This window comes from Siphonobacter sp. BAB-5385, from assembly GCF_002261125.1.
Taxonomy (GTDB): Bacteria; Bacteroidota; Bacteroidia; order Cytophagales; family Spirosomataceae; genus Siphonobacter.
In genome coordinates this window covers 1-22,093 of the sequence record NZ_NMPS01000193.1, presented here as the reverse complement: position 1 = coordinate 22,093, position 22,093 = coordinate 1, and the positions used below count along the sequence as shown (strand labels likewise).

Annotated in this window: 30 protein-coding genes; 29 read left to right on the top strand and 1 reads right to left on the bottom strand. The window is 50.1% G+C overall.

Annotation, left to right across the window (positions count from 1 at the left end; translation table 11 throughout):
• The first annotated feature begins 9 nt into the window (after positions 1 to 9).
• Positions 10 to 474, top strand: a complete 465-nt coding sequence (locus tag BWI93_RS19215) for a hypothetical protein (protein ID WP_094814274.1) — start codon at positions 10 to 12, stop codon at positions 472 to 474.
• A gap of 63 nt (positions 475 to 537) precedes the next feature.
• Here BWI93_RS19215 and BWI93_RS19210 read toward each other — a convergent pair whose 3' ends face one another.
• Positions 538 to 1,377: a hypothetical protein gene (locus BWI93_RS19210; RefSeq protein ID WP_094814272.1), complete on the bottom strand. Its 840-nt coding sequence runs from the start codon at positions 1,375 to 1,377 to the stop codon at positions 538 to 540.
• 120 nt (positions 1,378 to 1,497) lie between these two features.
• On the opposite strand from BWI93_RS19210, the gene BWI93_RS19205 reads away from it, so the two are divergent.
• The 28 genes from BWI93_RS19205 to BWI93_RS19065 all read left to right on the top strand — a co-directional run.
• Complete coding sequence (locus BWI93_RS19205; RefSeq protein ID WP_141217533.1) at positions 1,498 to 1,914, top strand: hypothetical protein; 417 nt, start codon at positions 1,498 to 1,500, stop codon at positions 1,912 to 1,914.
• A gap of 222 nt (positions 1,915 to 2,136) precedes the next feature.
• Complete coding sequence (locus tag BWI93_RS19200) at positions 2,137 to 2,505, top strand: VRR-NUC domain-containing protein (protein WP_094814268.1); 369 nt, start codon at positions 2,137 to 2,139, stop codon at positions 2,503 to 2,505.
• A 147-nt stretch (positions 2,506 to 2,652) separates the two neighbouring features.
• Positions 2,653 to 2,895 carry a hypothetical protein gene (locus BWI93_RS19195; protein WP_094814266.1) on the top strand — a complete coding sequence of 81 codons (243 nt, stop codon included), beginning with the start codon at positions 2,653 to 2,655 and terminating at the stop codon, positions 2,893 to 2,895.
• Positions 2,895 to 3,212 carry an HNH endonuclease gene (locus tag BWI93_RS19190; protein WP_094814264.1) on the top strand — a complete coding sequence of 106 codons (318 nt, stop codon included), beginning with the start codon at positions 2,895 to 2,897 and terminating at the stop codon, positions 3,210 to 3,212. The genes BWI93_RS19195 and BWI93_RS19190 overlap by 1 nt, the downstream gene beginning before the upstream one ends.
• Positions 3,213 to 3,226: 14 nt before the next feature.
• Complete coding sequence (locus tag BWI93_RS19185; protein WP_094814262.1) at positions 3,227 to 3,601, top strand: DUF3307 domain-containing protein; 375 nt, start codon at positions 3,227 to 3,229, stop codon at positions 3,599 to 3,601.
• The gene (locus BWI93_RS19180) at positions 3,598 to 4,125 is read left to right on the top strand and encodes a hypothetical protein (protein WP_094814260.1); all 528 of its coding nucleotides are present in this window, start codon (positions 3,598 to 3,600) and stop codon (positions 4,123 to 4,125) included. The genes BWI93_RS19185 and BWI93_RS19180 overlap by 4 nt, the downstream gene beginning before the upstream one ends.
• Before the next feature lie 91 nt (positions 4,126 to 4,216).
• The gene (locus BWI93_RS19175) at positions 4,217 to 4,696 is read left to right on the top strand and encodes a P27 family phage terminase small subunit (RefSeq protein WP_094814258.1); all 480 of its coding nucleotides are present in this window, start codon (positions 4,217 to 4,219) and stop codon (positions 4,694 to 4,696) included.
• A gap of 42 nt (positions 4,697 to 4,738) precedes the next feature.
• Positions 4,739 to 6,454, top strand: coding sequence for a terminase large subunit (locus BWI93_RS19170; RefSeq protein WP_094814256.1), 1,716 nt, complete (start codon positions 4,739 to 4,741; stop codon positions 6,452 to 6,454).
• A 213-nt stretch (positions 6,455 to 6,667) separates the two neighbouring features.
• Positions 6,668 to 6,937, top strand: a complete 270-nt coding sequence (locus tag BWI93_RS27920; RefSeq protein ID WP_094814252.1) for a hypothetical protein — start codon at positions 6,668 to 6,670, stop codon at positions 6,935 to 6,937.
• A gap of 35 nt (positions 6,938 to 6,972) precedes the next feature.
• Positions 6,973 to 7,179 (top strand): hypothetical protein, encoded by a 207-nt coding sequence (locus tag BWI93_RS19155; RefSeq protein ID WP_094814250.1) that lies wholly within the window; start codon positions 6,973 to 6,975, stop codon positions 7,177 to 7,179.
• Between the two features lie 102 nt (positions 7,180 to 7,281).
• On the top strand, positions 7,282 to 8,319 hold the full coding sequence (locus BWI93_RS19150) for a phage portal protein (protein ID WP_094814248.1): 1,038 nt from the start codon (positions 7,282 to 7,284) through the stop codon (positions 8,317 to 8,319).
• Complete coding sequence (locus tag BWI93_RS19145) at positions 8,301 to 8,579, top strand: phage portal protein (protein ID WP_094814246.1); 279 nt, start codon at positions 8,301 to 8,303, stop codon at positions 8,577 to 8,579. Before BWI93_RS19150 ends, BWI93_RS19145 begins: the two co-directional genes overlap by 19 nt.
• Positions 8,524 to 9,213 carry an HK97 family phage prohead protease gene (locus BWI93_RS19140; protein WP_094814244.1) on the top strand — a complete coding sequence of 230 codons (690 nt, stop codon included), beginning with the start codon at positions 8,524 to 8,526 and terminating at the stop codon, positions 9,211 to 9,213. The genes BWI93_RS19145 and BWI93_RS19140 overlap by 56 nt, the downstream gene beginning before the upstream one ends.
• 14 nt (positions 9,214 to 9,227) lie before the next feature.
• On the top strand, positions 9,228 to 10,631 hold the full coding sequence (locus BWI93_RS19135) for a phage major capsid protein (protein ID WP_094814242.1): 1,404 nt from the start codon (positions 9,228 to 9,230) through the stop codon (positions 10,629 to 10,631).
• Between the two features lie 68 nt (positions 10,632 to 10,699).
• On the top strand, positions 10,700 to 10,969 hold the full coding sequence (locus BWI93_RS19130; RefSeq protein WP_094814240.1) for a hypothetical protein: 270 nt from the start codon (positions 10,700 to 10,702) through the stop codon (positions 10,967 to 10,969).
• Positions 10,969 to 11,544 carry a hypothetical protein gene (locus BWI93_RS19125; RefSeq protein WP_094814238.1) on the top strand — a complete coding sequence of 192 codons (576 nt, stop codon included), beginning with the start codon at positions 10,969 to 10,971 and terminating at the stop codon, positions 11,542 to 11,544. Before BWI93_RS19130 ends, BWI93_RS19125 begins: the two co-directional genes overlap by 1 nt.
• A complete protein-coding gene (locus BWI93_RS19120; RefSeq protein WP_094814236.1) occupies positions 11,526 to 11,894 on the top strand; it encodes a hypothetical protein in 369 nt (122 codons plus the stop codon). The genes BWI93_RS19125 and BWI93_RS19120 overlap by 19 nt, the downstream gene beginning before the upstream one ends.
• On the top strand, positions 11,891 to 12,133 hold the full coding sequence (locus BWI93_RS19115; RefSeq protein ID WP_094814234.1) for a hypothetical protein: 243 nt from the start codon (positions 11,891 to 11,893) through the stop codon (positions 12,131 to 12,133). Before BWI93_RS19120 ends, BWI93_RS19115 begins: the two co-directional genes overlap by 4 nt.
• Complete coding sequence (locus BWI93_RS19110) at positions 12,111 to 12,587, top strand: HK97-gp10 family putative phage morphogenesis protein (RefSeq protein WP_094814232.1); 477 nt, start codon at positions 12,111 to 12,113, stop codon at positions 12,585 to 12,587. The genes BWI93_RS19115 and BWI93_RS19110 overlap by 23 nt, the downstream gene beginning before the upstream one ends.
• Positions 12,584 to 12,994: a hypothetical protein gene (locus BWI93_RS19105; RefSeq protein ID WP_094814229.1), complete on the top strand. Its 411-nt coding sequence runs from the start codon at positions 12,584 to 12,586 to the stop codon at positions 12,992 to 12,994. Before BWI93_RS19110 ends, BWI93_RS19105 begins: the two co-directional genes overlap by 4 nt.
• A gap of 4 nt (positions 12,995 to 12,998) precedes the next feature.
• Positions 12,999 to 13,460 carry a hypothetical protein gene (locus BWI93_RS19100; RefSeq protein WP_094814227.1) on the top strand — a complete coding sequence of 154 codons (462 nt, stop codon included), beginning with the start codon at positions 12,999 to 13,001 and terminating at the stop codon, positions 13,458 to 13,460.
• Positions 13,461 to 13,512: 52 nt separating this feature from the next.
• Positions 13,513 to 14,001 carry a hypothetical protein gene (locus BWI93_RS19095; RefSeq protein WP_094814225.1) on the top strand — a complete coding sequence of 163 codons (489 nt, stop codon included), beginning with the start codon at positions 13,513 to 13,515 and terminating at the stop codon, positions 13,999 to 14,001.
• A gap of 26 nt (positions 14,002 to 14,027) precedes the next feature.
• Positions 14,028 to 14,369, top strand: a complete 342-nt coding sequence (locus tag BWI93_RS19090) for a hypothetical protein (protein WP_094814223.1) — start codon at positions 14,028 to 14,030, stop codon at positions 14,367 to 14,369.
• Positions 14,370 to 17,588: a tape measure protein gene (locus tag BWI93_RS19085; protein WP_094814221.1), complete on the top strand. Its 3,219-nt coding sequence runs from the start codon at positions 14,370 to 14,372 to the stop codon at positions 17,586 to 17,588. It abuts the gene before it with no gap.
• Complete coding sequence (locus BWI93_RS19080) at positions 17,585 to 20,335, top strand: hypothetical protein (RefSeq protein ID WP_094814219.1); 2,751 nt, start codon at positions 17,585 to 17,587, stop codon at positions 20,333 to 20,335. Before BWI93_RS19085 ends, BWI93_RS19080 begins: the two co-directional genes overlap by 4 nt.
• Positions 20,332 to 21,426, top strand: coding sequence for a hypothetical protein (locus BWI93_RS19075; RefSeq protein ID WP_094814217.1), 1,095 nt, complete (start codon positions 20,332 to 20,334; stop codon positions 21,424 to 21,426). The genes BWI93_RS19080 and BWI93_RS19075 overlap by 4 nt, the downstream gene beginning before the upstream one ends.
• Positions 21,423 to 21,788 carry a hypothetical protein gene (locus tag BWI93_RS19070; RefSeq protein ID WP_094814215.1) on the top strand — a complete coding sequence of 122 codons (366 nt, stop codon included), beginning with the start codon at positions 21,423 to 21,425 and terminating at the stop codon, positions 21,786 to 21,788. The genes BWI93_RS19075 and BWI93_RS19070 overlap by 4 nt, the downstream gene beginning before the upstream one ends.
• Positions 21,789 to 21,844: 56 nt before the next feature.
• On the top strand, positions 21,845 to 22,093 hold a 249-nt coding region (locus BWI93_RS19065), incomplete at its 3' end, for a hypothetical protein (protein WP_141217532.1).

Genomic DNA, 22,093 nt, shown 5'->3' with positions numbered 1-22,093 from the left:
TTCTAACGCATGAACTTCCACGTTCAAATCACTTTCCTTTCTCCCATCGACGTGGAGAAAGACGGGGCAGCTTTTACAGCAGCTATTCAAAAAGCCGGATTAGTCTTCACCGGCGACATCCTCCACCGCATCATCGAAGGCTCTATTCAGGGTCCAGTGGATGCCCGGGGGAAAGTCTTGCTTGCAGTGCGGGATGCGGGCCTTAGCCCTAAGCTCAAGTTGCTGGCAGTTACCGATGAATCCCCAGAACATAACCTGGAATACCAGTGGAAACTGTATCTGGGACGGGCGGGGGTAAAGGAAGAGGATTTGCACCCCGCCCAGCTCCAGCAGACCAAGCAAGCCTTCTTTGGAGCAATGGGGCAAATGCTGGCACTCCAACGGGATTATTTAGCAGAGCTGCCCGAGATGCAGGCGGTCGACACGCTGGAAAATATGTGGAAGCAGGTCGAGTCCTTCTGGAGTGTTCAGTGATATGTTTTAATACCCTGATCTCTGCTAGATCAGGGTATTAAGTTGAGGAATCTGGAATCTATATTAAAAATGCCAATGCGTTGTAAACCACTCGATTCTTTCGCTAGCTATAAAGTAAACTATGTACCATCTCTCATTTGTATGATCTACAAACTTTGATTTTTCATAAGATGTAAGATCTGGAGTTGATGACCAGGGTTTATCTGCCAGAACATCTCGAATTGCGTTTATCTCTACCTTATGGTGCATTTCCTTGTGGTATCTGTGGGCAATTATTACTCCGTACAAACTCAAAGACAAAGTCATTATCACGCATACAAATCTTAGCACCTTATTCCAAAATGGAAGTACTGATTTCCAGTTGTAGATTAAAAAAATGACCGTCACGGGGATTAAACATTTGATCAATCCAATCATTCTCTCATAAAAAGCAATTTTATCTAAATGGTACAGGTCGTAGTCTTTCGGTAAAAGTTTTGCAACCGCCAGAAAATAAGCTTGATTGAAGTCAACACACCGAGGATACATCCGGATGATTTGGATTTTTTCTTGAAAGGTGGTCAGGCTTTCCACAAGTACCCCTTCTCTGAAGCCAAGGTGCGGCGGAATTTGCTTACAGATCGTCAGATAAGGACCATTAATTAAATACAAGATGAAAATGAATATAATCGCCGAAATCAGAGGTATTAGTTTAGTAAGACCAAAAGGTTCCAATACTTCCTGAGCCTCCTTGAAGTTTGCACCAAATGTTCTCAAGTGGTGTAAAACCCCTCTAAACCTGTTGAGTGCCATCACAGGGTTCAAAAAATAGATAATCAAAAGAGAAATGACTATGAAACTAATGGGGGGCCAGGCAAACGACCATGCTTGGTGAATGGCATCAATAATTGCTTGAAAGTTCATGAAACAGGCGGTCAAGGGTTAAAGCAGTAATTTACCATAGTAAACTCAAAGAGCACTTACTACAACTATCACTTCCTTCTCAAAAGGTTATCATTCTCAGTATTCAATTCAAAAGATACTATGTCACACTTCCAAGATAATGACTCTCAAACGTTTACCCGCTTTATGATCACTAGTCTCTTTCACCAGATGGTGCTTTGGATGGAGATGATAAATAAGACGATGGTGAAGGGAGAATTCTTACGCCGCCTCAACGAGGCAAAGAAAGCCAATCAGCTTTTGATGAAGGAAATCGAAAAGGATGAGGCTTTCATCGAAACGATCAGCGAAGCCGGCGAGCAGTTCGCCAACATCAATCAGTACCTGATGGACTACGTCAAAAACAAGGACACCGCCGGAGCCTTTAACCTTTTGGCCATGGTGGAGATCATGGCGGCGGGCGATTTGGAAGAGGTGGAAAAGTTATGGCAAGGGCTGGGGGTCTACATCGGGCAACTCCGGGCGAAGCGACTTACGGAAGAACGGTCAGCGGCTTAAATGAAATAAAAAAATATTCAGCAAAACCCCTTTCATCGCTCAGAAACTAAATACGTATATAATATAACGTTAGTTTGATCCTTAAATCTAAATCCATGCAAAATCAAACCAAAGATGAGGAGCACTTCTATCCAGATAGAGGAAGGCTCACCCAGTGTAACATTGTGAAAGCGGAACTAATCAGTTTGATCACAGCCCTCAATATCAACATTCCTATCAATCATGTACCCCAAGCGAAATCCCTATGAAAAGTATCTGGGCCCCGAGGACCACGTGCAGATTCAGGTCTGCAATTACCTCAGGGCACAGTACCCGCAGGCGGTCTTCTATCACCCGCCTAATGAAGGAAAGCGTACCACCTTCCAGATGTTCAAAATCAAGATATTGGGTATCAAAGCTGGCTTTCCGGACCTGGTTATCTTTCACGCAGGTAAGAACCTAGCCTTAGAGCTAAAGGCCGCGAAAGGGAAGCCCACACCGGAACAATTGGAATGGATTGCTTTCTTTCGCCGTCAGGGTTGGATGGCTGAAATTTGCAAGGGCTTTGATGATGCCAAAGCAGTCATTGATCATTTCATGAAAATCGTTTAATCAATCCTTGCAAGTAAGAAAAACTTACTATCTTGTGAGTCTCAAACAAACATCACGGCTTTTTGTAGTGCGTCTAAGCTATTGACTTTCAATGTCAAAGCTGCGGTTGTTGCTGTTTACCCCAAAACACCTTTATAAACTATCTTCATGGCAGATTTTCAAGAACTCGGTTCGATTTCCGTTTGTACGGATTCGGATACACGCACCTACGACGTCGGCGAAGTGTGCGGCGGCTTTGATGACCAAAGACTCAAAGCACATATCCAAACGCATGGACATCTTCATCTACTGGAAAGTCTTGCTTACATGACTGCTCGGGTCCTTGAAACCGTGCGGGAAATCCGGCAGGAAGCGGACACCTCTCAGGCAGTTGCTAACCCTTGCAGCTAATGCCTACCATCAAGAAACTTTCCGCTCCTTATCCTGCAAAGCTTCAGCAAAAGAAGCCGAATCAGGGTAGGGAGAACCCGAACCGCCACATCTACGGAACGCAGCAGTGGCGAAAGCTCAGTCTTCACGTCAGGAAGAAAGAGCCGCTTTGCCGCATGTGTAAGAAGCAGGGCATCCGGGAGCCTGCCACAAAAGTCGATCACATCATCCCCATCAATCATGGTGGTGAGCCCTACGACGAGAGTAACCTGCAGCCACTGTGTTTGAAGTGTCACCAGCAGAAGTCGGCTTCTGAGCAGCACCAAAAATATTCCTGAAATCCAAGCATTCTATGGAAATGGTAATTGCTTTGATCCTTTTCAACCTGGTTCACTTTGCAGCTGATTTTACGCACCTCAGCACGCCGTGGATGCTTTCAGCCAAGCGATTTGGTAAACCGGTATTGCCCATTGCAGCTCATGCGTTATTACATACCACGCTGTTTCTGTTAGTTGGATTGTGTATTGCAGAAGCTTGGGCAGCCATTGTAGTAGCTCTGATCCAGTTCATCACTCATGGATCAATCGATGTCTTGAAGGGAAGGATCAATGCACGATACGCATCCCTTCAAAGCCCAGCTAATCCCTATCACTGGTACGTGTTCGGCTTTGATCAACTGCTTCATCAACTGGTAATTATTTATTCAGCGTATCTGTTAAACAAATGATCGACGCTAAAGAACTATGCATAGGAAACATCGTTTCTGCCAAAGACGCTAAGCATGACTTCTCCATCACTTACAACTACATGGAAGAAGTGCGTTATTGGAAAGTGGTCGGACTCGAAGATGATTGGTGTATTACCGTAGTGAGTGCAGATACTAAGGCAGGTGTCAGTATAGCGAATCGAAGCGTTAGGCATCAGCAAGGGTCATCTCAATTTGATCCTATTCCCCTAACCCCTCAGTTGCTGGAGAATGCAGGGTTTGACCCCTTCGTAGCTTTTACTTGGCACAGACTTATTCTAAGCGACCAGTCATCTACACTCACGCTATACGTAGATTGTTCCGACCATGACGCATGGCTTACGACCAACGATTACAGCGGAGATAGCGAATGTCCTAAAATCAAGGTTCAGCACCTGCACCAGCTCCAGAACCTCATTTTTTGCTTGACTGGCCAAGTTCTCGACATTAACCTCGAAGGCATTGAACTCGACCTCGACGGACCCGGGGGTGTTCAAAAAACCTAAAATCGATTTTAGTGCGACCGCAGCAGCCTCAATAGGTGTATAGCGGCAAAACTCAGGTGGGGGTCTAGGCCCTCAAAATCTAGCGAATAGTATGGCACTCACCATGTTAACAGGTCGTCCGAATAAGCGAAATGAGGACAAAAAAGACCAGCGGCCGAGCCGAATGAAAGAGTCGGCTGTGAAGACCGTCGCACTCAATGTCTTTCCCAAGCCCTCTCGCAGGTTGGGCAAGTACGGAAAGAAGTACTGGCAGACGCTTCGGGAGGAACTCGGCCCATCAAAAATCGTTACCGCAGCGGACATCCCGCTTTTGGAGTCTGCTTGCATCGCTTACAATGTTTATTGCGAGTTAGAGGATGAGATGAACGAAAGTGTCAGCAAGCGGTTTACGACTACGGCTCTGGGCGGCAAAATCCTTTCCGCAGAATCCATTGAAAGCAAGCGGCAACTAGAACTGGCCATCAAAATCCTGCAGCAGTATGGGGTAACACCCCTTTCTCGCATGCGGATCCGGGGCACCGAGCCGGCAGCTGCTGATCCGCTGGGTGAATTCCGCGAGCGGCACGGCTAAAGTCAAAATTTCCTAAAGTCAAAAGTACCCACCCCCTTTGTAATGCTTACCCTGCAGCGACGAGACGAGATCATTGAATCTGCCCATCAATATGCTCTGGACATTGAGTCTGGAAAGATTGTGGCGTGCAAATGGATCAAACTGGCCGTGAAGCGTTACTTCCGAAATATCGCGGAGTGGGAACAGAGGGGAATATACTTTGATGAAAAGAAGGCCGCCCAGGCTATCGACTTTTTCTCGGCGTTTTTAAAGCACACGAAGGGATCATTTGCCGGCCATACCTTTGAGCTTTCCCCCTGGCAGGCCTGGATTGTCTGGTGTCTGTTTGGGTTTTACAAAGAGGACGATACCCGGCTGTTTCGCAGGGCTTATTTGAAGGTAGCCCGGAAGAACGGCAAAAGCACGTTCATGGCGGGTATTGCCCTGTACATGCTCTACATGGACGGGGAACAGGGGGCTGAGGTCTATTCGGTGGCAACGAAGAAAGATCAGGCGAAAATCATTTTTGACGAGGCCAAGCGGATGATTAAGCGGGCCCCAGAGCTTTCGAAAGTCTACAAAGCATGGAAGCATGAAATCGAGGTCGAGGAGACGTCGGGTAAGTTTACCGCCCTGGGATCGGATGCCGACACGCTGGACGGTTTGAATACCTACCTGGCGATCGTCGATGAGTACCACGCCCACAAAAACGATGAAGTGTACGATGTGATGGCTTCGTCGATGGGGGCTCGTACCAATCCCATGCAGCTGGTAATCACGACGGCCGGGTTAAATTTGACCTCGCCTTGTTACGACATGGAGCGGGACTGTAAGGGGGTACTCGATGGCTTTTTTGATGACGATCAGCTCTTTATTGCTATTTACGAGATAGACGCCGATGATGCGAAAGTCGAAGAATATGAAGAGGAGGAAGTTAAGAAAACCCGGTTTGGCTGGGCGAATCCCGAGAACTACATCAAAGCCAATCCCAACCTGGGCGTATCGGTTAAGCTTTCGGATTTGATAGCCGAATCAAAGGTCGCCGTCCGCCGGATCAGTAAACGCCGGGAGTTTGTAACTAAAAAGTGTAATATCTGGTACAATGCTCCAGATGCATGGATTAAGGCCGAACACTGGAACGCATCGCACTGGCCGGTTGATCTCGAAGAGCTAAAGGGCCGTCCCTGCTTTGGAGGATTAGACCTTGCCCAGACGTCTGACTTTACCTCGTTCTCACTGATTTTTCCAATGGACGACGGCCGGGAGGTGCTACTGAGCTGGCAGTGGATTCCCGAAGAAACGGTAGAAGAACGGATTTCCGGAGGGCTTCATACGCTTTCGTATTGGATTGATGAGAGACTGGTCTTTACTACACCCGGGAATGCTACCGATTACGATGCCATTGAGAAATTTATCAAGTGGGTAGCGGTAACGTATAATCTAAAGCACATTTACTACGACATGTACAATGCCAACCAACTCGCAGGAACCCTGAATGAGGACGGCATCGAGTGTACGGGTGTTCCTCAAAATCAAACCCACGTCGGCGAGGCTACGCAACAGTTTGAGCTTGGTATTCTAAAGCGAACCATCAACCACATGAACAATCCTGTGCTGGGTTGGATGGCTAACAACGTTGTTTTGAACCGGTATCCCTCGGGCTTAGCCATGGTCAATAAAAACAAGTCGAAAGAAAAGATTGACGGTATTACTTCCTCCATTCTGGCTAAGAAATGCCTCATGGAGCAAAATAAAGAAACCCCCTTCCAAATGTGGTAACTATGAGCCCTCTCACCGCTGTCCCAACTATTCAAGAATCGTTTATTCAAACCGTACGATCAATCTACTGCGTACGGGTTAAAGGTGTTACCCTTCAGGAAGCCTACCAGATCGGCATAGAGCTTTTCTGGAAGCAGCATCAATTAGAATCCCCTTTTAAAACCTTCGCTGAGTTTGAAGCAGCCTATAAAAAATCTTAACCTATCAACCATCATGGAACTTCTCTACTACAAATCCCTGGCAAGCTTTGCCGGGGCTGCTCTTTGCGTAGCTGCCCTGATTTATTTGCAGGTAAAGCCCTCGAAAATCAATCAGAAAAAAATAAATTTTCAGATATTGAAAATGAAAACCCGTTTTCTGAGTCGGAACATTGGTTTTTGTGATACTCGTATAATGTATACCGTTCGCGGGGCAAAACGCAAAAATCCCTGTAAAATTCACCCGATTTTACAGGGATTTTTTGCTGAAAATTGTGTATTTTAGTAGCAGATACCAATGCCCCAAAACACCTTTTCTCTATGCAATCTTCACGTATTCCCACCATCCAGGAAGGGTTTATGAACCTTGTACAAACCATCCATACGCTGGAAGCTAAAAAGCTGTCTCTTTCTGATTCTTACCACATTGCCGTAAGCTACTTTCCCAATACCTATGGGTTTCAGGCTCCCTACGGCACCTTCGAGTCTTTCAAGCATGCCTGGCACAAAAGCCGACGGGCTAAATAATTTTCACTTTCCAGTGTGAAATAGTGAGTTTTTCTTACCAACACGTATTTTCCCAATAGTCAATTTTGGGGCTCATAGTAGAAACGGTAGCTCTCACCCCAATTGGCATTCTGGAATCTTAAATGGCCATTCAAACGCACCTCAGCTTCCGAACAGCGTTCAGCATCCGTAGGGCATAGCCTTACGGATGCGACTGGCGAGTTATCTAAGATTCTCGGGCTTCATCTGGATCAGGTACGCGTCAATGCGACGGCGGCCATGAACCTAAGTGCCTTTTTCGGTAGCGTTCGGGTGATGTCGAGTCTGTTTTCGACCCTTCCCGTCGCTCATTTGCAGAAAAAGGATGGTCGCCGGGTGGAGGTTGAGGGCGATATGCTGACCGAAGTACTCACTCTTAGAGCCTCACGCCATGTAAACGCAGTCGATTTCAAAAAAGCCCTGATGGCTAACCTCTTAGTCTACGGAAATGGGGTGGCCCGCATTGTCAAAAACAAGTACAGGGAGACCGAGGAGCTGATTGTCTACAAATTCACCGATGTAACCATCATCGAGACGGATGATCGGCTGTATTACCACTTTCCGGGCGGAATCGTCTGTGATGAAGAGGAGGTAATTCACCTGAAGTTTTTGACGCTCGACGGTAAAATTGGAATTGCCCCTTGGGGCTTTGCTCCCAAGACGTTCAAAGTAGCCTTATCGGCTCAGGAATTCATCAGTAAATACTACCAAAACGGTACGTTCCTAGGTGGTATACTGACTTCTGAAGCGAATCTGGACGAAACAAAAGCCAAAGCTGCTAAGCAGATGTGGAAAGACTCTACCAAGCAGGGTGTGCAGAATACGGGTGATATTACTGTGTTGGGCAACGGATTGAAGTTCCATGAAATTGGAAGCAAACCCGTCGAGTCACAAATGGTCGAGTTTTTCGCTAAAACCGACGTTGATATCTACCGAATGATGGGTGTTCCCGGTCATATGATGGGGGATGCTTCGCAAAATAATACGTGGGGCGGTACCGGGATTGAATCACAGTTCATGTCGTTCATCAACATCGCCCTGATGACGTTCATTCAGTCTTTTGAGCAGGAAGTAGCCTATAAATGCATTCGTACTGACAAGCGATGGGGGGGCAGTACGTGAAAATGAACCTGAACAACCTGCTCCGGCCGGATGCAAAAACCCGCTGGGAAATCTATCGGATTGCTATCACCTGCGGCATTCTGACGCACAATCAGGTACTCGAATTAGAAGACAGAAACGGCTTTGACGACGGCGAAGATCACTGGATTACCCAAGGATTCATGAAACTCGATCAGGCCGATGAGATACTAAAGCTTAAAACCAATGGAAAGAAGGTCACAGACCCAGGTTCCGCAGGGTCGGGAACTCCGGACGCATAACCGGTCGCAGTTTGCGATCGAAACCCGAGCTGATGGAAAGAAATACCTTTCCGGCTACGGGATTGTCTATAATCAGCTCTCTCGCTACATGTGGGGCTTTTACGAGCGGATTATGCCCGGAGCCTTAGAAGGCTGTGACATCTCCGAGGTGCTTTGCAAGTTCAATCACGATGTCAATCAGCTTCTGGGAGCGAACTATTCCAAGACGCTGACCTGGGAAGAGGATGAGATTGGCGTCAAGTACACGGTTGAACTGCCCGATACGGAACTCGGACGTAGCATCGAAGTACACGTGAACCGGGGCGATCTCCGGGATTCATCCTTCGAGTTCGAATTACGCTACAATGGTACCGACATCACCTGGCTGACGGAAGAGAAAGACGGCATCGAATACGAAGTCCGTCAGATCAATAAGCTTAAAAAGCTCTGGGACCTTTCCCCCGTCACGATTGGGGCGTACAAGGGGACCGGAGAAGAAGGACTTCAAATCGCTAAACGCGAGTACGATGAACGCATCAACGCCCGCGAGCAACGTCAAAAGGACGAGTCCGAAAGTCAAGAAACCCAGCAAGTGGAAGAAAAGCCATTCGTGCTTTCCACGAAAGACTGGCTTCTGTTAAATGGGTTTAATTAAACTAAGCAAAGCAAATGAAACGTAATCTCACGCAGGTCAAGGATTTGATGGCGGCCAAAATTCAGGAACGCGATGCAATCCGAACGGCTCAAAATGCGGAAAAACGCGAATTGACCGACGAGGAACGCGGTAACCTCGCAGCCATTAATCAGTCGCTTTCTGATCTCAAAGAAGAAGAGAAAGAGCTATTGGTGGAAGAAGCTGAAGCCCGTGGTAATCAACGTTCCGGATCGCACACGCACATTCACTTAGGTGAAGGCGGTAACAAGCACATCTCTGAACGCGACCAACGCGATTTGGATCAGTTCAGTTTAGGTCGCGTGATTCGCTCCAAATTGAAAGGCACGGCCCTGTCCGGCATTGATGCTGAAGTGATTGAAGAGGGTTTCAACGAAGCTCGCACGAACGGTATTAATCCAGAAGGGAACGTAGTGCTGCCTTATGGCCTTTTCGTTCGCAGCAAAGATGGTGCGGATATGATTCAGGCGGGCCTAGTAAGTCGTCGGGATATGACCGCTACTGGTCAAACGACGGCAGCTGGCGATCAGGGCGGTCAATTGATTACCACCAGCATTGGTAAATTCTACCAATCCTTGTACAACAAAATTGTTCTGCAAAGCATGGGTGCCACGTTCATGACTGGCCTTACGGGTAACATCGCTCTGCCCCGCTTTGTGGACAATGACGATCCAAATTGGAAAGCGGAAAATGCGGATGCGGACAAGTTGAATCCAACGATTGTAACGCCCGTTCTCTCGCCCAAACGTCTGGCTGCGTACGTGGATATTTCCAACCAGCTGCTGAACCAGAGCGAAATCAATATTGATCTCACGGTTCGTACTTACCTGATCAACAAACTGAGTTCCAAGTTTGACGCAGCAGGTATCAACGGTTCAGGAGCCAACAATCAGCCACGTGGTATTCTGCAAACGGCGGGCATTGGTGCCGTGTTCGCAGGGGGTGCCGTTTCAAATGCGACCAACGCCAACGGGGCGGCCGTCACATGGAAGGATGTTGTCAATCTCTACAAGGAGATCGCCATCGATAACGCCGATCTGGGTCGGTTAGGTTACCTGCTGAACCCCAAAGTGGTAGCAGCTATGCAGGTGACGCCGAAAATCGAAGGAAGCGACCGCTTCATCATGGAAGAAGGTGCTAATACCCTCAATGGCTTTAAAATCGGCGTTACCAACAACGTACCCTCTAACATCACAAAAGGCACGACGACGAACGCATCAGCGTCCATCTTCGGTAACTGGCAGGACTTCTGGATGGGTATCTGGGGCGGCGTGGACATTTTGGTTAACCCGTACTCGCTGGATACGAAGGGCGAAACGCGTATCAACGCTGCCCTGTATGGTGACTGTGCCGTGGCTCGTCCGGAGTCGTTTGCGGCCATTAAGGACATCATCGCCTAACCTGGTTAATAGCTAATCGTAAACGAGAGTGAGCAGTTATCGACTGCTCACTTTTTACCAAAAAGCTCATGAAAAAGGTCACAATCTTACAGCCCCACGTGGGTCTAGCTTACTTCCCCGGGGATGAGGTCGAACTAGAAGCTAAAACGGCCCAAAAACTCATCGACGGCGGTTTCGCAGTGGCAGGTAAAGCCGATTCGAAAGAAAACGCTCAGCTGCTCGCCGAAAACTTAACGCCCGAGGATCAAAAAAATCTCGAAGATGGCAAAGCCGATCCTCTGGTCGAAACGCCCGAAAATCCGGAACAAAAAACCGAAACCTCGAAAAAAGGTAAGTAATGATATCTGCCCTTCCTGTTCGCACTGCTCAGTCTGCTCAGCTGCCCCTGACCTTTCAGGCGGTAGTCGGGAGCCTTCGCACCCGGGCGACTGAGCAGTCGGCAGAAGGGAAAGAGATTTTACGCCTCATGCGGGCGGCCCGCGACCGGGTCGAAGCTTACACGCACCAGCAGCTCATGGAAGCCGAGTACACGCTTACGCTGCAGGGCTGGTGGAACGGTGAGATGATCTTTTCGGTGGTACCGTTTGGCAAACCCTCGGATGTCAAAGTCAGCTACCTGGACTCTGAAGGGAACATTCAGGATCTGGCAATGAATCGCTTTCGGGCTCGGAAAATTTCCGATAAGCAGGGCGTAGTTCGATTGGTGGGCACTGAATCGTTTCCGGATACCGACGAGGTGACAATCACCTTCAAGGCGGGTTATCCGTCGGCGAATGAAATACCGGCTGATCTGATTGACGCGATGTATCTCTTCATTCAGGAGCGGTATGCCAACCGGGCTGATACGCCCGATGAGAAGACCCGCACGAGTGAAACGTTAATGAATCCGCACGTATGGCCAGTGATCGCATAAATCCCGGCCATTTGAACCGGATGATTACGCTTCAGTATCCGGTTTCAACGCGGGGCACCTCGGGAAGCGTGAAAGAGGCCTGGACGGATTGGGCAACGCAAGTTCCTGCCTCCCAAGGCAAGCTGACTAAGCCTACGGAGGGTTTCAAGCAAGATATTCTCATAGCTCTTCAATACGTAATCTGGGAGTTTCACTTTCTGGACATGGCCATTGAAGGCTTTGAAGTACCGGATACGCGGATGCGGCTCTTCGATGAAGACTATCCCAAGCGAATCTACACCATCGAAGCGGTCGAAGAAATTGGACAGCGTGCCGGCTGGCGGCTGTACACTAAACTCAAAAACGCATGAAAATCGAATTCATCAAGGACCACGAGCACTTCAAAGCGAAAGCGGGCGATGTCCGCGACGATATCGAAGAAGCGGCCATGCTCGTGGGTGCGGGCTACGCCAAGCAGCTCGACGCCGAAGAGGTAAAACCCAAGGAGGGCAAGCCCGCTAAGGCAACGAAAGCAAAAAATCAGGTGAAAGCTGACGAGGTAGCATCTGAGAAGGCTGAGGTAGCCGATGAAGACCAAGCTAAGTCTTGACGGAGCGGACGCGGCCTTTCAAAGTCTGGATAATCTGGACAAAGGACTCGACCGTAGGGCGATTGGCGGCATCTTAAACGAAGCGGCCAAACCCATGGAAGCCGCCATGAAAAGTAACGCTCCCGACGGACGAATGAACTTCAATATGCGACTCAGCAGCTTTCTGGGTCAGTTGCATAGTGGAGATCGAGGCGGGGCTACCCGCCGGGACATTCGTCGCAAGATCGTCTACGATTCGGATAGCACGGCTACTGTACTCGTCGGCGTAAACAAGTCCAAAACGCACGTCGGCTGGCGGGCTCACTTTATTGAACTCGGCACTGAGAAATGGGCAGGTAAGCCCTTCATCGAACGCTCGGGCCTTCAGACCCAGTCTCAGGTGATCGAACGATTCAAGGACGGCGTCGAAGCCAAAGTAAACGAAATCGACCGCAAAGCCGGCCCCTTTAGATGACAGGACAGGTAATCTTTCACGCGTTAACGCAGGATGAGGACATCAGTCCCTTAGTAGGCGACCGGGTTTATCCCAACCGACCCCCGCAATCGGTGCTTACTTCCGATGGGCCCGTAGGGACATTCATTCTCTACAAAACCCAATCGTCGTCGTCGACGAAAACGCAGGACGGCAGCTCGCACTTGAAAGAGATACTCTACCTGGCTATTGTGGGAAGCGATCAGGACGAGGTCTTCCAGGTCAGCGATCTGATCTCCAAAAAGCTTCACTTCTACGAGGGTACGGTGGAGGATACCACCATCGAATTTATGACCCTCGAAGAACAGGAAGACGATTACTACAGCGAAGCTGAGCTACCCATGCGAGGCCTCACCTTTAACGTGTTATCAACCATTTCCAAAAACTAAGCTCATGGCTGGAATCACTGGAACTAAACGCGTACATGGGAAGAATCACTTCATGTACCTAATCGGGGCCGACAATGCAATTACGCTCATTGGGTGTATGTCGGACTTCTCCCGCAAAAAGACCATCAAGCAATTGGAGACGATGTGCCAGGAGCTGGGCCTTGAAACCGATTACGAACCCTCCGGCATTAACCGTACCATCGACATTGGCGGAATCTCCGTGGATTATACCGACTTGCAGGTTGCCGCTGGTGCCTGGGGCTATGACCAGTGGGATGAAGCTTCTGATACGGGTACGGTCATCAATGTCGCCATTGGCAACAAAGTTGCTGGCAAAAAGATGAAGGTGTATCCGCTTTCGATTGCTGACCTGTCGGAAGACAGCAAGATCGGCGATAACGTGACTTACAAAGTAACGGCCAACGTGAAAGGTAAGCCTACCGTTCTGACTGTACCCAACGCCTAAAAGGGAAGTGCTTACTTCCCTTTTTCCCTTACCCCAAACCTGAAGCTTTCCCATGCCTAGTTCCAAAGGTATCATCACCAAGAAAATCGGAGCTGACACCGTCAAGTTCCGTTTCTCCAACTACACCCAGCTTCTGTTTTTAAAGCTGCTGCGGAGTGAAGGACTTTCCGAGGAAAACCTCAATCACTTCGAAGTGCGGGCGTATTTGTTCTTTGCGGCCCTGCAGGCGGCAGAGATGCCCTTTGAATCCATTGACGAAGTCTGCGATTTAATGGATGAACTCTCCGAGGATGAGCAGATCACGATTCTGGAGGAGGCGGGTGAGTACCTGGATTTTCTGGGAAAGCTGGCCCAAGCCCTGAGAGTGCAGTACAAGCACGATCGGGAGCAGATGCGGATTCTGACAGTGGGGAGACAGATGATGACCGAGATTCTGACTCAGGAGACGACCGAGACGCTGACGATGGAGACGATGAACTCGATGACGAGTCCGACTGGGGAGACGGTGACGAATCCGATGGAGATGAGCCCGAACCTGTAAAGGATCCGGTTGAAATCTGGGAGGATTTGGCCGCCGTGGCCATGGGCGAAATGGGCATTATGCCCGATGTCTTTTGGGACATGCGGCCCTGTGATTTTGGCCTGGCCTTTCGGGGGTATCGTCAGAAGAAATTCTACGAACTCGAACGCGGCTGGCTCTACACACGCGAAGTCATCGCTACCCTCTGTAACGTCAACCGCGATTCGAAAAGCCGTCCCATTCGGGGCCGCGATATCATTCGACTCAGTTTTGATCCCGTGCTCGTGGTTCCCCGCCTGACCGATGAGGAGGACCAACAAATCCAGGCGAATCTAAAAGCTGCTCTCGAAAATTTACCTGCCGATCACCCCTTACGAAACATCAAGTAAATGGCATCTCGCATAAACGTTGGTATAACCGGCGATAATTCAGGCCTGCAAACCTCGATCAACGACTCCAAGCGGTCGCTGAAAGACTTTGTAGCTGATTTTTCACGGAAAGCCAGCGAGCTCAATGCCATTTCCGGAAAAGTAGGGGACGCTCAGCGTAAACTGGTACTAGGTGCCAATCTGGACACGCAGGCCAAAGCGGTGGGTAACACGCTGGGCAAACTAAATGCTCAGATCAACGTAGCCAATGGACAGTACCAGATTAACGGCGATCGCATCGCCATGGTACAGGCTAAAACCCAGGCCTACACGGCGGCTCTCAATGATTTGCTGGCCCGGGGATTAAAGCCCGACAGTGATTCCGCTAAAGCTCTGAGCCTTGAAATCCGCAAGTTAAACGCGGAGATGTACGTGCTGCAGGGCCCGCAGCGGATGCGGGAACAGTTACAGCAGCTCAACAATGAAAAGGCGAAAGCAGCTGAAGCAGCTAGGCGACTGGCAGAAGAGGAAGCCAAGGCCGCTGAGAAAGCAGCCGAAGCCCAGCGACGGGCCGCTCAGAAAGTCATCGACGATCGCCGCCGGGCTCAGAAAGAACTCGTCGACATTACCCGTAACGCGGGGCGAAACCTCACGCTTGCCGTCACGGCTCCTTTGGCTGCCCTGACTACGATGTCGCTTCGGGCCTACGGAGAACTCGATGCCCTGCGTCGCGGACTTGCTGTCGTGGAAGGGAATGCCGATAAGGCCATGCAACGGCAAAAGGATTTAAAGCAAATCTATGCGTTGCCGGGCCTTGGCATTCAGGAGGCTTTGCGGGGTGATGTACTGTTTCGTCAAGCTGGCGGCTACTCGGCTGCCGAATCCTTCGACATCATGAAGCAATTCGGTAACGCGATTGCTTTAGGGGGTGGAGGTAAAGAGCAGTTTGGGCTCGTGCTCATGCAACTTACGCAGATGTCCACGAAGACAAAAGTGCTGGCCGAAGATTTGAAACCGCTTATCAACCAAGCACCGGTAGCTGCCGGAGCGATTCGGAAACTTTTTGGTACGGTAGATTCCGAGCAGATCAGCAAGCAACTGCAGGCGGCAGGTAAAGGTCCGCGGGAGTTCATCTCCATGCTTACCGCTGAGCTGGCTAAAGCTGAACGCGTGACATCAGGATTCAAGAATGGCGTTGAAAACTTACAGGATTCAATGACCATTGCTGGAGATACCTACGGACGGGTGATCGATCAGAATGCACAGCTGAGCGGTTTACTTTCGCAGGCAGCCAATGGCGTTGAGAATCTGGCGGCTTGGTTTGAAGGACTCAATGATTCCCAGCAAACCGCGATTTTGGCAACGCTGGGAGTTGCGGCCGCGATGGGCCCGACGATCTACGTGGCGGGAACGCTGGCGGGTAGTATTCAGAATCTAGCCAATGCCAAAAAGGTCCTCACCACCGTACTTGGAGCAGAGCGTACGGCCATGCTAGCCTCTTTAGGACCCTATGCAGCGTTAGCCGCAGCAGTGGCCTTGGTTGGAGCAGGCACTTACGCCCTGTATAAGCTTTACAATCCCACGATTGAATCAGCGGCCCGACTGGCTGATGTAACGGACGAGGTAACCAAAGCGACGGGAGCCGAAATCGAGAAAGTAAAGGCTCTGGTATCGGTAGCAGGGGATGAGAAAAAGTCCAAAGATGAACGTGCAGCCGCCGTTGATAAACTCAAAGCTCAATACCCGGACTACTTTGGAAAACTGGATTCAGAAAAACTCAAAACGGATGAGTTAAAGTCCGCCTACGATCAACTGGCTGGTAGCATCTACCGGGCGGCTCTGGCACGGGCGGCTGAGAGTAAAGCCAACGTCTTTGCCGAGGAAATCGTCAGTCTGCGGCTGGAGAATCAGGAGCTGATGAAAAAAGCGGCTTTGCACAAGCAATCTGCTAAGCTAGCTCAGGATACGCCCAGCAACAATATGTATGGCCCAACCCGGGGCAACAACGACGAGATTCAGTACAATCTCGAAGTGCAGAAAATCAAAAACAATAACGCCCAGATCTATCAAAATGAGCAGGCTATCAAGTCGCTCACGGGTCTGATTGAAGCCAACAAGGATGTAACTAAAACTACTCAAAATTCAACGGCGGCTACCGTAGCCGATACGGATAGTCTCAATAGCCGGAAAGACGCCACCGAGGAGGCAACTAAAGAGCTTGAAAAGCTTCTTAACGTAGAAGCGGCTGCTAGCAAAGACCGACGCACTCTCAATGAAATCGAGGTAGAGGGGTTGCAAGAAATTCGGCGGTTCCGGGTGATGAATATCGATGATAAGCTCAAAGAGCAACTTATCACGCAAAGCATTCTGGCGACCGAGCGAAAACTTGCTGATGCTCGTCGGGAAATGGCACTCGACCGAATCTATAACCGGCCCAAGCTTACTCCATCTCGGGATAGTGTGACCGATTACCTGGCTGGAAGAGCGACTAGTAATGCCAAGGCAGTAATGGATCCCTTCAACCGGGAGCAGAAAAGCCAGGGCAAGCTAAACCGCTATGCTGAGATTGATCAGATCATTGCGGCGGCCAATGGAATCGACCTGTCAAAACCCTTGAATGGCGTTCAACGGCAATTGATGGATTTTATAGTAGGCATGAACGAAACCCTTCGACAAGGTGCCGTTGATGCCATGGTAGGAATGGGTGAAGTTATTGGGGGATTGATTGCCGGTACCGCTGGTATTCAGGATTTGCCTCAAATGCTTCTAGGGGTAATGGGGGGCATGTTTCAGATGATGGGCAAGTCCCTTATTGAATACGGGATAGTTACTGCTAAACTGATCCCGTTGATGACCAACATCTTCACCGCTGCTCCTGCTGCTATCATAGCTGGCGTTGCCTTGACTGCATTAGGAGCAGGCATGAAAGGAGCAGTTCAAAAGCGTCAGAAGTTTGCCAGCGGAGGTATTGCCTACGGTCGGATTTTCGGAGTAAATGCTGAGGCGGGCGAATACTCCAATGCACGGACGAATCCCGAAGTAATTGCCCCCTTGAGGGATTTGACTGGTATTCTCAAGCCTTTTTGGGTGAGTGCGGTTCGGGAAACGGCACAATCCAGAATGGCAACGCCTGGGGGAAGTACTACCCGACACCTTACCATTTTAAACCTGGAAGGCAGGGAGATTTATAGGACGTATGAAGAGTACCGTGAGAAAGAAGGGAGGTGGGCAAAGCAATGACCTACGGACTAAAATTCTTCACGGAATACGTTGATCGCTACGGTACGACCTGGCGGGATGAAATCGCTGAAAAAAACCATAAGAAGTTTCCCGTCGAGCTGAAAGAATACGCTCCTGATCCGATCGTGATTGATTACACGGGCGGAACAGGAAAAAACGAAATGGGGCCGGGTATCTATAGTTCGAAAACCCGTACCCGGATCCTGAATTCAGCCACCTTGCGGCTGGAGAGTTTCTATAGTGACGATCCTAAACGCTTCAAGCGTACGATTTATAAAGAAGGTTCCCTGTTTTGGCAGGGCTGGTTAGTGACGGACCTTTTGGAGGAACCCGTCAAAACCCGCGAGTTTATGACGCTCGAAGCCGCCGACGGGCTAGGGGATTTAAAGGATGTGAACTTCGTTCCACCCTCTGGCTTTCTGGTGGGCCCGGCTACCGCTCAGGACATCATTCGGGCAGCCTTAAAGCAAACGGGTCTGGAGCTGGATTTATGGGTAGCCGATCATGTCTTTGAAACGCGGATGAACACATCGCAGAATCCGCTTTCGCAGCTGCTGATTAATTACCTGGCTTATCTGACCAATAAAGAAGATTTTGAGCCCGCCTGGACGGTACTTGAAGAGCTTTGCATTCTTCGCAGTGCTCAGCTGTTGCAGGTGAATGGCGTTTGGATGTTTCGCCGCATATCGCTTTTAAACGGTTCGGCTATTTCGTATTACCGTCAAAAGTTTGATGGTACGGCTCTTAGCGATGTCCAGATTGATCCTAGTCGCCCCGTCGTGGTGAAATCGAATCCGGACCTAGCGACCGAGACGATTTTAATGAACTACGATCAGGTCAGACGCCTGAAGCGAAGCGTGAAGCAGTTGCGGCTTAAAATGCCCTATGGCGAGCCGCTCGACTACGCCCGCGAGTTTCAGGTATCTGGTTGGTATATCTCAGAGCAGTTTAAAGTGCCCCTTTCCAACTGGGAAGCAACGCCCGGATTCACGTACGGTCCGGGAGGACTGGCCTCCAAGCTTTTTGAGGAGCTGACGGTAATCGTTCCCGGCCGCTTTGATAAAGACAAGGATTTTGGTCCCGGTGCAGGAAAAGACCCGTATACCCTTCGAACCAAATTTTTCTCAACCGGAACGGCCAATCGGGTACGCCTGACCATGCAGTTTCGCCTTCGGAATCTGGCCGGGACGAAGATTTCGATTTACACCTTTTACGACTCTGGTATTACCGCGGATTCAGCTTACATCAATGAAAACGGAGCGTACGTCAAGGATAAACCCTATACGATTCGCCACGATGCCGAGTACTTCGAGGATTCAGCCAATCTGAACGCTCTGACCTACCGTAACGAATGGGAAACCATCGACATCGAGTTCAGAACGATGGGCAAGGTGCAGGTAGCGATCGGACGAGGCTATGATACCGACATCAAGCGAATCAAAGATCTGGATCAGTTTCAAAAGCACGTGGAGTACCGGTTTCTGCGAATCGAAGCCGTACCCGGTGAGGATGATAAAGCCGAGGTCTTCGAAATCAGGCAAAAGAAAGAGTACGGTGATATTCAGGACGATCTATCGGTTCGCATTGGCGATTCGAGAAAGAAGATCTATTACGGAGCCACCATGCTACTCGACGGCCGGTTCACCGAGAAGTGGAGCCGCGTAGGGGTGGGCGAATCGCGTACGCAACTCGACATTGCGGCCCTGGAGCAACTAGCGGCTCGAAGAGTGCCAGCGTATCTAATCCGGGGAAGTTTTCTAACGGCCGTACTGGGCATGGCTAACACCATGAAGGTGCAGGCTCTGTTTCCAAATAAAACCTTTCGGCCTATTGAGCTGTCAGGTAACAACCGGGGTGGCAATTACACCTTCAACTTCGTACAATGTCTGGTGGGTGATCCTGCCCATACGGCAACGCATTACTCCGAGCAAAGCAATGGTGAACTTCGCATCATCAGCTCAGCCGAGTACGAGGGGAATGTAGTAGATACCGAAGAAGATTTACGCATCACCTTCTTAGAACTCAACGGTGCAAACGGCAAAAAGCTAACGCTGACCGGTAGCGTATTCGCCTGGAACGGCGGCAAACTGGAGGCACCCTCCTTTGACGCACACCTGGCCTGGTGGGATCAAAATGAGGAAGGTCCCTATACGGTCAGCGTACGCTCGCTTACTAACGGACAGGGCTTACTGGACTTCGAAGCGGTGTATCCCGGGCTTTTAGACCTACACACCGTCATCGAAGTGCCACAGGGCCTGGAAGTGATCGTCGAAGTTAAAAACGCAGCGGAAGCCGTGGCCCGCCGTCGGATCACGACGACAGCAGATAATAAACTCATTTTCCAGGCCCCCACATCGGCCTGTAGCTTCCCGAGTCCCGTCATTATCGGCAATCTGGGTAATAGCTACGTGCCTTCGCTGGATCGAATTACGAGCCGCGTAACCCGCAAAGCTCAGTACACCCTGCAGGTCGTGAACCTGATTACAGGCGAAGTCGTCGAGGGTACGGACGGGCTTCAAATAACGTCCTCGGTGGGGACCGCTTGGTTTGAGGTGACGCTTCCAGAGGACTGGGAATCGGGCCTGTACGGCGTACGGATTAAAGGCAAGAGCCTGAAAGGGCTATCGGGATTTGTAACTGAATACTGCGGACGAATTATGCGGATTGAACGGTGTAAGCCTACGGACCCTCGCTGGTTCGGTGGCCGGTTTGGCGGACGACTTAAAACCAAGGAGGTGCTACCATGAATGAAGTAACGGAAGCCCAAATGTGGGACGCCCTCTCGTATCTATTTCGGGCAGACAATCAGGTCATTGACCCTGATGAAGTACAGCCCGTCCTTGAGCTGATGGTTCGCTTCATGATCTCGCAATCCGCTCGGGCGGCGGCCGCAATGGCCACGCAGATGGCAGGTACCACCCTTCGCTACATCAAAGCCGGCGTAGACGTAGCGGCCACGAGCAACATTGATCTGGAAGGGATTCAGGCGGTTGATGGCGTACCGGGTGCCTTGGAAATGGTCGTCGGAGTAGTGGGCCAGACGAACAAAGCTCAGAACGGACCTTGGATTATGAAGGACGGTCCGTGGCAACGCCTGCCGGGTTTTGCGACGCCTGTCGAGCTATCCGGAATTGCTTTTTACGTGCAGCGGGGCTCTACGCAGGCAGGCAATCTCTACGTGCAACCAGCCAGGATATCAAATACCTCGGATGCCAAGGAATTCACCTATGCCCACAATGCAAATGAGGCTTTACGCTCTCTCGTAGGTGCAGCAAAAGAAGAAACGGCTGATGCCTACGAAACCATCACCGGCACGACGACGATCGAGGAGATCGACGGAGCAGAGGTAGAAGTTTTTACGGCCACTCCTAGCTATAATGTCAAGGCCAAAGTCGGCAACTATACGCTCAAGGCGGTCTACTTCAAGCAGGGAACGGTATCCGAAGTCAAGCTTAAGAAAAACACCGAGTGGACCTATAACCCCGCTACGGGAGAGCTGTGGGTATCGCCTGCGGTGCTAATCAATGCCCTGGAAGGTCATGAACTGCATCTGGACCTATCAAGCGAAGGTACCTACGGCATGGCTTCGGGCTTTGTCTTCCGCGTGCTGCAGGGCAAGCCCTACTACCGCTTTGGAGGTGAAACGGATGCAGACCTTCGGGAAGCGGGCGATTCCCTGGAGGTCACCAATAACCTTGTGGTCGTCAATTCTGATGCCGAAGCGGCATCAGCCATGCAGGGCAATCAGCCGAAGTTTGTGCTCGTAAAAGGCAAAGAATCCGGCTTACGCCTGCATAATCCTCCCTTTGAAGAAAACGTATTTACCCATACGACATGAAGTCAGAGCAGTATATAGAACAAAGCACAGGAAAATCACTGGTTCCTTTTGGCTGGCCTCAAATCATTGAAGACCGGATCGCAAGTCTTGCGGTGGGCCGAAAAGATCTGGGCAAGTGGGATCCGGTCTTGAATCTACCCGCTTTGGAGCAAACGCTGGTAGAAACGGGCGATCAGCTGACTTGCGAAGTGCCTGGAACGGGCGGGGTATACAGTCCAGTTCTGGACGTAATTGTATTCGATGGGGACCGTATCTACCGCTCGGTAGATACCATCAACCGCGAAAGTAATTCCTCTATTCCCGCGGACGGCAGCGTAAGCGAAGAGAAAACGACATTTTTACCGTCGAGGGTAAAAACCTGATTGATCCTCGCAAGATTAAAGAAGGGTATGGCATTAATAACGCCTACGAGATTGAGTTGTTACCGGGTTATTCCTACATCCGCCGAAGCCTGCGGGCCAATACGCTCTACACCCTGCAGGCAAACATGCAGTTTGAGGATGCCGTAAAAATTCGATTCGAGCGGGCCGATCGGACCTTGATTAAAGGGGTCAACGCCAACGGCGTAGATTTTACGGAGCTTCCGTATTCGTTTGTTACGCCGCCCGAAACGGTCTTCATCGTTTTCAACACCAAAACGGGGGGTAGTAGTGATTACAGCAAGCTT